13 protein-coding genes are annotated in these 13,406 nt (G+C 53.2%); 10 read left to right on the forward strand and 3 right to left on the reverse strand.

Annotated elements, in window-relative coordinates:
* Nucleotides 1–59 precede the first annotated feature (59 nt).
* Genes tatA through tatD form a run of 4 tightly spaced genes read left to right on the forward strand, consistent with a single transcriptional unit; the run spans nt 60 to nt 2,466 of the window.
* On the forward strand, nt 60–314 hold the full coding sequence (gene tatA / locus WB371_RS20235) for a Sec-independent protein translocase subunit TatA (RefSeq protein WP_336221834.1): 255 nt from the start codon (nt 60–62) through the stop codon (nt 312–314).
* A 3-nt stretch (nt 315–317) separates the two neighbouring features.
* Entirely contained in the window at nt 318–848 is a 531-nt protein-coding gene (gene tatB, locus WB371_RS20240; protein ID WP_336221835.1) for a Sec-independent protein translocase protein TatB, read from the forward strand.
* Nucleotides 849–850: 2 nt separating this feature from the next.
* Entirely contained in the window at nt 851–1,642 is a 792-nt protein-coding gene (gene tatC, locus WB371_RS20245) for a Sec-independent protein translocase subunit TatC (RefSeq protein ID WP_336221836.1), read from the forward strand.
* Nucleotides 1,643–1,683: 41 nt separating this feature from the next.
* On the forward strand, nt 1,684–2,466 hold the full coding sequence (gene tatD / locus WB371_RS20250) for a 3'-5' ssDNA/RNA exonuclease TatD (RefSeq protein ID WP_336221837.1): 783 nt from the start codon (nt 1,684–1,686) through the stop codon (nt 2,464–2,466).
* Between the two features lie 7 nt (nt 2,467–2,473).
* On the opposite strand, the gene rfaH is transcribed toward tatD, so the two are convergent.
* Nucleotides 2,474–2,962, reverse strand: a complete 489-nt coding sequence (gene rfaH, locus WB371_RS20255) for a transcription/translation regulatory transformer protein RfaH (RefSeq protein WP_336221838.1) — start codon at nt 2,960–2,962, stop codon at nt 2,474–2,476.
* Between the two features lie 168 nt (nt 2,963–3,130).
* On the opposite strand from rfaH, the gene ubiD reads away from it, so the two are divergent.
* The gene (gene ubiD, locus WB371_RS20260) at nt 3,131–4,624 is read left to right on the forward strand and encodes a 4-hydroxy-3-polyprenylbenzoate decarboxylase (protein WP_336221839.1); all 1,494 of its coding nucleotides are present in this window, start codon (nt 3,131–3,133) and stop codon (nt 4,622–4,624) included.
* Between the two features lie 38 nt (nt 4,625–4,662).
* The gene (gene fre, locus WB371_RS20265; protein WP_336221840.1) at nt 4,663–5,364 is read left to right on the forward strand and encodes an NAD(P)H-flavin reductase; all 702 of its coding nucleotides are present in this window, start codon (nt 4,663–4,665) and stop codon (nt 5,362–5,364) included.
* 275 nt (nt 5,365–5,639) lie between these two features.
* Here fre and fadA read toward each other — a convergent pair whose 3' ends face one another.
* Nucleotides 5,640–6,803, reverse strand: coding sequence for an acetyl-CoA C-acyltransferase FadA (gene fadA / locus WB371_RS20270; RefSeq protein WP_336221841.1), 1,164 nt, complete (start codon nt 6,801–6,803; stop codon nt 5,640–5,642).
* A gap of 9 nt (nt 6,804–6,812) precedes the next feature.
* Entirely contained in the window at nt 6,813–9,002 is a 2,190-nt protein-coding gene (gene fadB / locus WB371_RS20275; protein WP_336221842.1) for a fatty acid oxidation complex subunit alpha FadB, read from the reverse strand.
* Between the two features lie 189 nt (nt 9,003–9,191).
* Between fadB and pepQ the strand changes: the two genes are divergently transcribed.
* From pepQ to hemG, 4 genes are read left to right on the forward strand one after another with little or no spacing between them, the layout of a single operon-like run.
* Nucleotides 9,192–10,523: a Xaa-Pro dipeptidase gene (gene pepQ, locus WB371_RS20280; RefSeq protein WP_336221843.1), complete on the forward strand. Its 1,332-nt coding sequence runs from the start codon at nt 9,192–9,194 to the stop codon at nt 10,521–10,523.
* On the forward strand, nt 10,523–11,137 hold the full coding sequence (locus WB371_RS20285) for an IMPACT family protein (RefSeq protein WP_336221844.1): 615 nt from the start codon (nt 10,523–10,525) through the stop codon (nt 11,135–11,137). Before pepQ ends, WB371_RS20285 begins: the two co-directional genes overlap by 1 nt.
* A 38-nt stretch (nt 11,138–11,175) precedes the next feature.
* On the forward strand, nt 11,176–12,627 hold the full coding sequence (gene trkH, locus WB371_RS20290; RefSeq protein ID WP_336221845.1) for a Trk system potassium transporter TrkH: 1,452 nt from the start codon (nt 11,176–11,178) through the stop codon (nt 12,625–12,627).
* Nucleotides 12,628–12,638: 11 nt separating this feature from the next.
* Nucleotides 12,639–13,184, forward strand: a complete 546-nt coding sequence (hemG, locus tag WB371_RS20295) for a menaquinone-dependent protoporphyrinogen IX dehydrogenase (protein WP_336221846.1) — start codon at nt 12,639–12,641, stop codon at nt 13,182–13,184.
* The last annotated feature ends 222 nt before the right edge of the window (nt 13,185–13,406 follow it).

Raw genomic sequence — 13,406 nt, forward strand, 5'->3', positions numbered from 1 at the left:
GGGTCGCGTAACGTATAATGCGACCTGATTAATTCATCATCTATCACAGAGGAACATGTATGGGTGGTATCAGTATTTGGCAGTTGGTGATCATTGCCGTCATCGTTGTACTGTTGTTTGGCACCAAGAAGCTCGGCTCCATCGGTTCCGATCTCGGCGCATCCATCAAAGGCTTTAAAAAAGCCATGAGTGATGATGATGCTAAACAGGATAAAGCCAGCCAGGACGCTGACTTTACCGCGAAGTCTATTGCTGATAAACCGGCAGACGCTAAAAAAGAAGACGCGAAAAGCCACGATAAAGAGCAGGTGTAATTCGTGTTTGATATCGGTTTTAGCGAACTGTTACTGGTATTTATTATCGGCCTCGTTGTTCTGGGGCCGCAGAGATTGCCGGTAGCCGTCAAAACGATAGCTGGCTGGGTTCGCGCGTTGCGATCACTTGCGACCACCGTTCAGAATGAGCTGACCCAGGAGCTTAAACTCCAGGAGTTCCAGGACAGCCTGAAAAAGGTTGAGAAAGCGAGCCTGGAAAATCTGACTCCTGAGCTGAAAGCATCAATGGATGAACTACGCCAGGCGGCGGAGTCAATGAAACGTTCCTATAGTGCTAACGAGCCTGAAAAAGCGAGTGACGAAGCGCACACCATTCATAACCCGGTGGTCAAAGGGAACGAAGAACAGCATGAAGGGGTGACCCCTGCGACTGCTGAAGTTCAGGCCAGTGCGCCGGAACAGGCTCCTGAAATGACAGAGGACAAAAATCCGGCCATCAACGTAAAAGACGCTGAACCGAAATCCGCTGCTCCTGTTGCAGGCTCCTCCCCTACGTCGAGTGATAAACCGTAAACATGGCTGTAGAAGATACTCAACCGCTTATCACGCACCTGATTGAGCTGCGTAAACGTCTGCTTAACTGCATTATTGCGGTTATCGTGATTTTTCTGGCGTTGGTCTATTTTGCCAATGACATCTATCACCTGGTTTCCTCGCCGCTTATCAAACAGTTGCCGCAGGGTGCGACCATGATCGCGACAGACGTCGCATCACCGTTCTTCACCCCGATCAAATTGACCTTCATGGTGTCGCTGATCCTGTCAGCGCCGGTGATCCTTTATCAGGTCTGGGCGTTTATCGCGCCAGCGCTGTATAAGCATGAACGCCGTATGGTGGTGCCGTTGCTGATCTCCAGCTCGTTACTGTTCTATATCGGTATGGCGTTTGCGTACTTTGTCGTGTTCCCGCTGGCGTTTGGTTTCCTTGCCAATACCGCGCCGGAAGGCGTGCAGGTCTCGACGGATATTGCCAGCTACCTGAGCTTTGTCATGGCGCTGTTTATGGCATTTGGAGTCTCTTTCGAGGTGCCGGTTGCTATTGTGCTGCTCTGCTGGATGGGGATAACGACGCCGGAAGATTTGCGTAAAAAGCGGCCTTACGTGCTGGTTGGCGCGTTTGTGGTGGGGATGTTGCTGACCCCACCGGATGTTTTTTCCCAGACGTTGTTGGCGATTCCGATGTACTGCCTGTTTGAAGTCGGCGTTTTCTTCTCACGCTTCTATGTCGGTAAGCGACAAACGCGGGATGAAGATAACGAGGCGGAATCAGAAGCCGACCCCGAAAAAGCCGAGAAGACAGAAGAATAATTTCAACCGCCCGTCAGGGCGGTTGTCATATGGAGAGAAGCATGTTTGATATTGGCCTGAATTTGACCAGTTCGCAGTTTGCAAAAGATCGTGATGACGTGGTCGCGCGGGCTCTCGCAGCAGGTGTGAAGGGGCTGCTTCTTACCGGCACTAATCTGCATGAAAGCCAGCAGGCACAGCGACTGGCGCAGAACTATCCTCACTGCTGGTCAACGGCGGGCGTTCATCCCCACGACAGCAGCCAATGGCAAGCGGCAACGGAAGAGGCGGTTGTGGCGCTGGCGAGCCAGCCAGAAGTCGTCGCGATTGGTGAATGTGGCCTCGATTTCAATCGCAACTTTTCCACACCGCAGGAACAAGAGCGCGCATTTGACGCGCAATTACGTATTGCCGCCGAATTACAGATGCCGGTCTTTATGCACTGTCGTGATGCGCATACGCGGTTTCTGGCAATACTTGAGCCGTGGCTGGACAAACTCCCGGGCGCGGTGTTGCACTGTTTCACGGGTACGCGCAAGGAGATGCAAGATTGCATCGACAGAGGATTGTACATTGGCATTACGGGTTGGGTATGCGATGAACGCCGTGGACTGGAACTGCGCGAACTGTTGCCATTTATTCCAGCCGAAAAATTGCTGATTGAAACGGATGCGCCCTACCTGTTACCGCGAGACCTGTCGCCAAAACCGGCATCGCGGCGTAATGAACCTGCTTATCTGCCGCATATTCTTACCCGTATCGCTCACTGGCGTGGAGAAGATCCGCAGTGGCTTTCCACCACAACGGATGCAAATGTCAGGACGTTGTTTGGAGTGACGTTCTGAGGAGAAATCAGAGCTTACGGAAACCGGTGTTTTTCACACTCTGTTTCACCTCTTTATTCAACAGGTTGAGCAGAAGCATAGAACGCGTTTCGCCGTCTGGTTCAGTGAAAATAGCTTGTAGCCCTTCAAACGCGCCTTCGGTAATGATCACGCTATCGCCCGGATAGGGGGTTTGCGGATCAACAATACCTTCTGGTTTATAGACAGAAAGCTGATGAATCACGGCCGAAGGGACCGTGGCGGGCGATGCGCCAAAGCGCACAAAGTGGCTGACGCCACGCGTGGCGTTGATTGTGGTGGTATGAATCACTTCCGGGTCAAATTCCACAAACAGATAGTTAGGGAACAGCGGTTCGCTGACTGCAGTACGTTTTCCACGCACCATTTTTTCCAGGGTGATCATTGGCGTCAGACAGTTCACTGACTGTCTTTCGAGGTGTTCCTGGGCACGTTGAAGTTGCCCGCGCTTGCAGTACAGTAAATACCAGGCTTGCATAATGACTCTTATCCGCTTATCCGGGGCGCAAGCATAGCAAAAGCCATGCCTTGTGTTAATTATAATCCCTGTCGTTTACAGGGACTGCCAGAGTTCACGCTAATTTAACAAAAATACAGCATCACGAAGATGAACGCCGTATAATGAGGCGCTTACGAAGAGGCCATAATGGATGCCATGAAATATCACGATTTACGCGACTTCCTGACGCTGCTTGAACAACAGGGCGAACTCAAACGCATCACGCTTTCGGTGGATCCGCATCTGGAAATCACAGAAATTGCCGATCGTACGTTACGTGCCGGTGGTCCTGCGCTGCTGTTTGAAAACCCGAAAGGTTATTCGATGCCGGTGTTGTGCAACCTGTTCGGTACGCCAAAGCGTGTCGCGATGGGCATGGGGCAGGATGATGTCACTGCGCTGCGGGAAGTGGGTAAATTACTGGCATTTCTGAAAGAACCTGAACCGCCGAAAGGTTTTCGCGATCTGTTTGATAAACTGCCACAGTTCAGGCAGGTGCTGAATATGCCGACGAAGCGACTTCGCGGTGCGCCATGTCAGCAAAAAATCATCTCTGGCGATGACGTCGATTTAAACCGTATTCCCATTATGACCTGCTGGCCGGAAGACGCTGCGCCGCTCATTACCTGGGGGCTTACCGTGACACGCGGCCCGCATAAAGAGCGACAGAATTTAGGTATTTACCGTCAGCAATTGATTGGCAAAAATAAATTGATCATGCGCTGGCTCTCCCATCGCGGCGGCGCGCTGGATTATCAGGAGTGGTGCGCGGCACATCCGGGTGAGCGCTTCCCGGTTTCCGTAGCGTTGGGCGCTGATCCTGCCACCATTCTTGGCGCAGTGACGCCTGTACCGGATACGCTCTCAGAATACGCCTTTGCCGGTCTGCTGCGTGGGACTAAAACAGAAGTCGTTAAATGCCTGTCTAACGACCTGGAAGTGCCCGCCAGCGCGGAAATTGTGCTGGAGGGGTACATTGAGCCGGGAGAGATGGCACCGGAAGGCCCGTATGGCGACCACACCGGCTATTACAATGAAGTCGATAGTTTCCCGGTGTTTACCGTCACGCACATTACTCAGCGTGAGGATGCGATTTATCACTCCACTTATACCGGCCGTCCGCCGGATGAGCCTGCGGTGCTTGGCGTCGCGTTAAACGAAGTTTTTGTTCCAATTTTGCAAAAGCAGTTCCCGGAAATTGTCGATTTTTACCTGCCGCCGGAAGGGTGTTCCTATCGCCTGGCCGTGGTCACAATGAAAAAACAGTACGCGGGACATGCCAAACGCGTCATGATGGGCGTTTGGTCATTTTTACGTCAGTTTATGTACACCAAGTTTGTTATCGTTTGCGATGATGACGTCAACGCACGCGACTGGAATGATGTCATTTGGGCGATTACCACCCGTATGGACCCGGCCCGGGACACGGTGCTGGTCGAAAACACGCCAATTGATTATCTGGATTTTGCCTCGCCGGTCTCCGGTCTGGGTTCAAAAATGGGGCTGGATGCCACGAACAAATGGCCGGGTGAAACCCAGCGCGAGTGGGGACGTCCTATCAAAAAAGATCCTGACGTAACCGCCCGAATCGACGCGATCTGGGATGAACTGGCCATCTTTAATGACGGTAAAAGCGCCTGAGGCGCTCGTTTTGCCCTACAGACCCATAGAGGGAGCGCATGACAACCTTAAGCTGTAAAGTGACCTCGGTAGAAGCTATCACTGATACCGTATACCGTGTTCGTTTAGTGCCTGATGCGGCATTTTCCTTTCGTGCCGGTCAATATTTGATGGTCGTGATGGATGAGCGGGATAAACGCCCGTTCTCAATGGCCTCTACGCCGGATGAGCAAGGTTTTATTGAGCTCCACATTGGTGCGTCAGAAATTAACCTCTATGCCAAAGCGGTGATGGATCGCATCCTTAAAGACCATGAAATTGTCGTGGATATTCCGCACGGCGAAGCGTGGCTGCGTGACGACGAAGAACGTCCGCTGATCCTGATTGCTGGCGGTACCGGTTTTTCCTACGCACGCTCAATTTTATTGACGGCGCTGGCGCGTAACCCGAACCGGGATGTCACCATTTACTGGGGCGGCCGCGAAGAGAAACATCTCTATGATCTGTCTGAACTGGAAGCGCTCTCTGTCAACCATCCTAATTTGCGCGTAGAGGCGGTAGTAGAACAACCCGAAGCAGACTGGCGTGGGCGAACCGGCACTGTCCTCACGGCGGTTCTGCAGGATTACGGTACGCTGACTGAGCATGACATCTATATCGCAGGCCGTTTTGAAATGGCGAAAATTGCCCGTGACCTGTTCTGCAATGAACGGAATGCCCGGGAAGATCGGCTGTTCGGTGATGCGTTCGCGTTTATCTGACAGGATAACAATAAAAAACCCGCCCCTGACAGGCGGGAAGAACGGCAACTAAACTTTCTCTCTTCGCCATTGGCACCATAACGGTGTTGGCTGCGCTCATTCACCCGAATCACTTACGACAAGTAAGCTCATCGGGATTCATTCGCTTGCCGCCTTGTTCTGTCACCAATGGCTTTGAGATAACATTTGTAGGCCGGATAAGATGCTTTAGCGTCGCCATCCGGCAATCGAGCCGGGGGCGCTTCGCTTACCCGGCCTACAATGAGTGAATCGCTTTAAACCCGCTCAAATACCGTCGCAATCCCCTGACCCAGCCCGATACACATCGTCGCCAGACCGAACTGGACATCTTTGCGTTCCATCAGGTTGAGCAACGTGGTGCTGATACGCGCGCCAGAGCAACCCAGCGGATGGCCCAGTGCGATCGCGCCTCCGTTCAGGTTGATCTTCTCGTCGATCTGCTCCATTAGCCCCAGATCTTTAATACACGGCAGGATCTGCGCGGCGAATGCTTCATTCATCTCAAACAAACCGATATCACTGGTCGAAAGCCCGGCTTTTTTCAGCGCCAGTTTTGATGCTGGCACCGGACCGTAACCCATGATGGAAGGGTCACAACCCACAACCGCCATTGAGCGCACGCGGGCACGTGGCTTCAGCCCCAGTTCACGCGCACGGCTTTCGCTCATCACCAGCATGGCGGCAGCGCCATCGGAGAGAGCAGAAGAGGTGCCTGCGGTGACCGTGCCGTTGACCGGGTCAAACGCCGGACGTAAAGTGGACAGCGCTTCAACCGTGGTTTCCGGGCGGATCACTTCGTCGTAGTTAAACTGCTTCAGTACGCCGTCGGCGTCATGCCCGCCGGTCGGGATGATCTCATTTTTAAATGCGCCGGACTGCGTCGCAGCCCAGGCGCGAGCGTGAGAGCGTGCGGCAAAGGCATCCTGCATTTCACGACTGATGCCGTGCATGCGTGAGAGCATCTCCGCCGTCAGCCCCATCATGCCCGCCGCTTTAGCGACGTTACGGCTCAGACCCGGGTGGAAATCCACGCCGTGACTCATTGGCACATGGCCCATATGCTCCACGCCACCCACCAGACAGGCCTGGGCGTCGCCGGTCATGATCATGCGTGCAGCGTCATGTAATGCCTGCATCGATGAACCACACAGACGGTTGACGGTCACCGCCGGAACCGAGTGCGGCACTTCTGCCAGCAGCGCGGCGTTACGGGCGATGTTAAAGCCCTGTTCCAGCGTCTGCTGCACACAGCCCCAGTAGATATCATCCAGTGCGGCGGCTTCCAGCGCCGGATTACGCGCCAGCAGGCTACGCATCAAATGCGCGGAGAGATCTTCCGCACGCACGTTGCGAAATGCGCCCCCTTTCGAACGGCCCATCGGGGTACGGATCGCATCAACAATTACAACCTGTTCCATAGTGACTCCTTAAGCCGTTTTCAGGTCGCCAACCGGGCGGGCAGGCTCAACCGGGGGATAATACGGTTCGTTATGACGCGCTTTATTGCGCAGGCCTTCCGGCACGTCGTAAAGTGGACCGAGATGCTGATACTGCTGCGCCATATCGAGATACTTCGCGCTGCCAAGCGTATCCAGCCAGCGGAATGCGCCACCGTGAAACGGCGGGAAGCCCAGACCATAAACCAGCGCCATATCGGCTTCGGCTGGACTGGCGATGATGCCTTCTTCCAGACAGCGCACCACTTCGTTGACCATCGGGATCATCATGCGGGCGATAATCTCTTCTTCGCTGAAATCACGCTTCGCGTTGCTGACATCAGCCAGCAGACCGTCAACGGTGGCATCCTCTTCTTTCTTCGGCTTGCCTTTGTTGTCTTCTTTATAGCGCCAGAAGCCGAGTCCGTTTTTCTGGCCAAAACGGTTAGCGTCAAACAAGGCATCGATCGCGTCGCGATAATCTTTCTGCATTCGCTGTGGGAAACCTGCGGCCATCACGGCCTGCGCGTGATGCGCAGTATCAATTCCGACAACATCCAGCAGATACGCCGGACCCATCGGCCAGCCAAACTGTTTCTCCATGACCTTGTCGATTTTGCGGAAGTCCGCACCGTCGCGCAGTAGCTGACTGAAACCCGCGAAGTAGGGGAACAGCACGCGGTTAACAAAGAAGCCTGGGCAGTCGTTCACCACGATTGGCGTTTTGCCCATTTTGCTGGCCCACGCGACAACCTTCGCGATGGTTTCATCCGAGCTCTTCTCGCCACGGATGATCTCAACCAGTGGCATCCGGTGAACCGGGTTAAAGAAGTGCATCCCGCAGAAGTTTTCCGGACGCTTCAGCACGCTCGCCAGTTCACTAATGGGAATGGTGGACGTGTTTGATGCCAGCACGGTGTCCGGACGCACTTTCTCTTCGGTTTCCGCCAGCACGGCCTTTTTCACTTTCGGGTTTTCAACCACCGCTTCGACCACCACGTCAACGCGCTCAAAACCGGCATAGTCCAGCGTCGGATGAATGGTCGAAATCACACCCGCCATCTTCAGACCGTCAATTTTGCCGCGCTCAAGCTGTTTATTCAGCAATTTCGCGGCTTCGGTCATCCCGAGGGTCAGTGATTTGTCGTTAATATCTTTCATGATGACCGGCACGCCTTTCCATGCCGACTGATAGGCAATACCGCCGCCCATAATTCCGGCGCCCAGTACGGCGGCCTGTTTTGGCGTCTCAACGTCTTTGGTCAGCTTTTTCGCTTTACCTTTCACGAACTGATCGTTGAGGAAGATACCGACCAGTGCGCGCGCTTCGTTGGTATGCGCCAGCGGGACAAAACTTTTATTTTCCAGATTCAACGCTTCTTCACGGCCAAAGCGTGCGGCGGCTTCAATGGTTTTCACCGCAGTGATAGGCGCCGGATAATGCTTGCCTGCCGTTTGTGCGACCATACCTTTAGCAATGGTGAAGCTCATTGTCGCTTCAATCTTGCTGAGCTTCAGCGGTTCCAGCTTCGGCTGACGCTTCGCTTTCCAGTCCAGATCGCCGTTGATGGCCTGACGTAAGACCGCTTTGGCGCCCTCAATCAGTTTATCTGCTTTCACAACGCCATCGACCAGACCGATTTTTAACGCCTGTTCAGCACCAACGTCTTTCCCGGCGGCAATGATTTCCAGCGCGCTGTCCGCACCCAGTAAACGCGGCATACGGACTGAACCACCAAAGCCCGGCATAATGCCGAGTTTCGTCTCAGGCAGGCCAATCCGCAGATCCGGCGTCGCCAGACGGTAATCTGTCGCCAGGACACATTCACAGCCGCCGCCCAGCGCATAGCCATTCACGGCAGAAAGCGTGGGCACAGGTAAGTCTTCCAGACGGTTAAAGACGCTGTTGGCGAAATGCAGCCACCGGCTGAGCTGTTCTTCAGGAACGAGAAACAGCGAAAGGAATTCGGTGATATCCGCACCGACAATAAAAGCCGCTTTATTAGAACGCAGCAGCAGCCCTTTTAAATCAGTTTGCTTCTCCAGCACGTCTAGCGCCTGGCCGAGACTGGCGACGGTCGCCGTGTCGAGTTTGTTGACTGAGCCTGGGGCATCGAACACCAGTTCGGCAATGCCATCTTCCAGCCAGTCGAGGTACAGGTTGTCGCCTTTGTAAAGCATGTCAGTCTCCTGAATCCGCAAGGTGATCTGGTCATACCAGATGAAGCGAAGTGTGTATTTTGTGTTAAAAAAATGCAAATGACTGATTAAAAAAATGCCGTTCTGATCACACCTGGCAGAAATCACGCTCTCGGGAATCGATGTGCTAAGATGCGCAGACTTGAGGTCGAAAAAACAGAAGGATAGAAAATGGAATCACTGGCCGCACTCTATAAAAATCATATTGTTACCTTACAAGAACGGACGCGTGATGCGCTGGCGCGCTTTAAGCTTGACGCGCTTCTGATTCACTCCGGCGAACTGGTTAATGTCTTTCTCGACGATCATCCTTATCCGTTTAAGGTCAATCCGCAGTTTAAAGCCTGGGTACCCGTAACCCAGGTGCCAAATTGCTGGTTACTGGTCGATGGCGTGAACAAGCCCAAACTGTGGTTCTATTTACCGGTTGACTACTGGCACAACGTTGAACCGTTGCCGACCTCTTTCTGGACCGAAGAAGTGGAAGTGATTGCTCTGCCGAAAGCGGATGGCATTAGCAGCCAGTTGCCTGCTGCGCGCGGTAATATTGGCTACATTGGCCCGGTTCCTGAACGTGCGTTGCAACTCGATATCGCTGCCCACAATATCAACCCGAAAGGGGTGATCGATTATCTGCATTACTACCGCGCCTATAAAACCGATTACGAGCTGGCCTGTATGCGTGAAGCGCAGAAGATGGCGGTGAATGGACACCGTGCGGCAGAAGAAGCCTTCCGTTCAGGAATGAGCGAGTTCGACATCAATCTGGCCTATCTGACGGCGACAGGTCACCGCGATACCGATGTACCGTACAGCAATATCGTGGCGCTGAACGAGCATGCATCAGTGTTGCATTACACCAGGTTGGATCATCAGGCACCGTCTGAAATCCGCAGCTTCTTGCTCGATGCGGGTGCGGAATACAACGGTTATGCCGCAGACCTGACCCGTACCTGGTCGGCGAAAAGCGACAATGAGTATGCGCAGTTAGTGAAAGATGTGAACGATGAACAACTGGCGCTGATTGCCACCATGAAAGCGGGCATCAGCTATGTGGATTACCATATTCAGTTCCATCAGCGGATTGCAAAGCTTCTGCGGAAGCATCAAATTGTCACCGACATGAGCGAAGAGGCGATGGTCGAAAACGATCTCACCGGGCCGTTTATGCCGCACGGTATCGGTCATCCGCTGGGTCTGCAGGTTCATGATGTTGCGGGCTTTATGCAGGATGACACCGGTACGCATCTCGCCGCGCCATCTAAATATCCGTACCTGCGCTGTACCCGCGTGCTTCAGCCGGGCATGGTCCTGACCATTGAGCCGGGCTTCTACTTCATTGAATCGCTGCTCGCGCCGTGGCGTGAAGGCGCTTTCAGTAAGCACTTCAACTGGCAGAAAATTGAAGCGCTCAAGCCATTTGGCGGCATTCGCATTGAAGACAACGTGGTGATCCACGAAAACAGCGTTGAGAACATGACGCGGGATCTGAAACTGGCGTAATGGACAGTTGGTTAATCCCTGCGGCGCCGGTTACCGTCGTTGAAGAGATCAAAAAAAGCCGCTTCATTACGTTACTCGCTCATACCGAAGGCGTGGAAGCGGCAAAAGCGTTTGTAGAATCAGTCAGAGCGGCACACCCGGACGCTCGCCATCACTGTGTGGCATGGGTGGCTGGTGCGCCGGATGATTCACAACAGTTGGGCTTTTCCGATGACGGTGAACCGGCTGGAACGGCAGGTAAGCCGATGCTCGCGCAGTTGATGGGCAGCGGTGTTGGGGAGATCACCGCTGTGGTTGTGCGTTACTACGGCGGGGTTCTTCTTGGCACCGGAGGATTGGTTAAAGCCTACGGTGGCGGTGTAAATCAGGCATTGCGTCAGTTAACGACACAACGCAAGACGCCATTAACCGAATATACTTTGCAGTGTGAGTACGCTCAGTTGTCCGGCGTTGAAGCACTTCTGGGCCAACATGATGGCAAAATCATCAACAGTGATTTCCAGGCATTCGTTTGGCTCAGGGTGGCGCTTCCTTATGCAAAAGTGGATGATTTTTCAGCAAAGCTGGCGGATTTTAGTCGTGGTTCATTGCAATTGATCGCGATTGAAGAATAATCCCCACCTCATTTTGAAGAACTAAGGAAGCGGCAGAGATGCATTTTCGCGCCATTACCCGAATTGTTGGACTACTGGTCATCTTATTTTCGGGCACGATGATCCTCCCGGGGCTGGTAGCGCTTATCTATCGTGATGGGGCGGGGCGCGCATTTACGCAAACCTTTTTTGTCGCGCTGGTGATTGGCTCCCTGCTGTGGTGGCCGAACCGTCGTGAGAAGGGCGAACTGAAATCCCGCGAAGGGTTTCTGATCGTCGTGCTGTTCTGGACCGTACTGGGCAGTGTAGGTGCGCTTCCCTTTATCTTCTCTGAAAGTCCAAATCTCACCATTACCGATGCGTTTTTTGAATCATTCTCTGGGCTGACCACAACAGGCGCGACCACGCTGGTGGGGCTGGACTCATTGCCGCATGCCATTCTCTTTTATCGCCAGATGCTGCAATGGTTTGGCGGTATGGGGATAATCGTGCTGGCCGTCGCGATACTCCCTATTCTCGGTGTCGGTGGAATGCAGCTCTACCGTGCTGAAATGCCAGGACCGCTAAAAGACAACAAGATGCGTCCGCGTATTGCCGAGACGGCAAAAACCCTGTGGCTGATTTATGTCCTTCTGACGGTGGCCTGCGCGCTTGCGCTGTGGTTTGCGGGTATGCCCGCGTTTGATGCCATTGGACATAGCTTTGCGACTATCGCGATTGGTGGTTTTTCTACACACGATGCCAGCGTGGGTTACTTTAATAGTCCAACGATTAATACCATCATTGCCATCTTCTTACTGATCTCTGGCTGTAACTATGGCCTTCATTTCTCTTTACTGAGCGGCCGTAGTCTGAAGGTTTACTGGCGTGATCCGGAATTTCGGATGTTCATTGGGGTACAACTGACGCTGGTGGTTATCTGCACTTTGGTGCTGTGGTTCCATAACATCTATAGTTCGGCGTTAACGACGCTCAACCAGGCGTTCTTTCAGGTCGTCTCGATGGCGACCACCGCCGGGTTCACGACGGACAGCATTGCGCGCTGGCCGTTATTCTTGCCTGTTCTCTTGCTCTGTTCTGCGTTTATTGGGGGCTGTGCGGGGTCTACGGGCGGGGGACTCAAGGTTATCCGTATCCTGTTGCTGTTCAAGCAGGGTAACCGTGAACTCAAACGTCTGGTGCATCCCAATGCGGTTTACAGCATTAAGCTGGGCAACCGGGCACTGCCTGAACGTATTCTGGAAGCGGTTTGGGGGTTTTTCTCAGCGTACGCTCTGGTCTTTATTGTCAGCATGCTGGCGATTATTGCGACGGGCGTGGATGATTTCTCAGCCTTCGCTTCCGTGGTGGCGACGCTGAACAACCTTGGGCCTGGCCTGGGGGTGGTGGCAGACAACTTCGCCAGTATGAATCCTGTGGCGAAATGGATCCTGATTGCTAATATGTTATTCGGTCGTCTGGAAGTCTTCACTTTGCTGGTACTATTTACCCCAACCTTCTGGCGTGAATAATGGAGTAACACGTGAAAACACTGATTCTTTTCTCATCCCGGGATGGGCAAACTCGCGAAATAGCCTCTTATCTGGCATCGGAACTTAAAGAGCTTGGCATCTGGGCAGATGTTGCCAATTTGCATCGCACAGAAGAACCTGACTGGGATAGCTATGATCGTGTGGTCATTGGCGCATCGATTCGCTATGGACACTACCATTCAGCCTTCCTGGAGTTTGTGAAGAAGCATGCGTCGCGGCTCAATAGCATGCCAAGTGCGTTTTACTCCGTAAACCTGGTGGCGCGTAAACCTGAAAAGCGGACGCCGCAAACCAACAGTTACGTGCGTAAGTTTTTGTTGCGCTCACCATGGCGACCCGATCGCATAGCGGTCATTGCCGGAGCATTGCTGTATCCACGTTATCGTTGGTATGACCGCATGATGATAAAACTCATTATGAAAATGTCGGGCGGCGAAACGGATACGAATAAAGAAGTGATCTATACCGACTGGGATCAGGTTGCCCGTTTTGCCCGGGAAGTCGCTCAATTAGCTCCTAATCCGTTGGTTAAATAATCGTAAAGAGTAAAAAATGCGCACTCGGCAAATAATTTTAAATTTCCCCTTGTCAGTCCGGAATAACTCCCTATAATGCGCCACCACTGACACGAAACAACGGCACGCAAGCCGCCGGGTCAGCGGGGTTCAGCGATGAATTCCGGCAGGGAAAAGCAAAATAAATGCTTGACTCTGAAGCGGGAAAGCGTATTATGCACACCCCGCGCCGCTGAGAAAAAG

Source organism: Citrobacter amalonaticus, assembly GCF_037053465.1.
Classification (GTDB): Bacteria; Pseudomonadota; Gammaproteobacteria; order Enterobacterales; family Enterobacteriaceae; genus Citrobacter_A; species Citrobacter_A amalonaticus_H.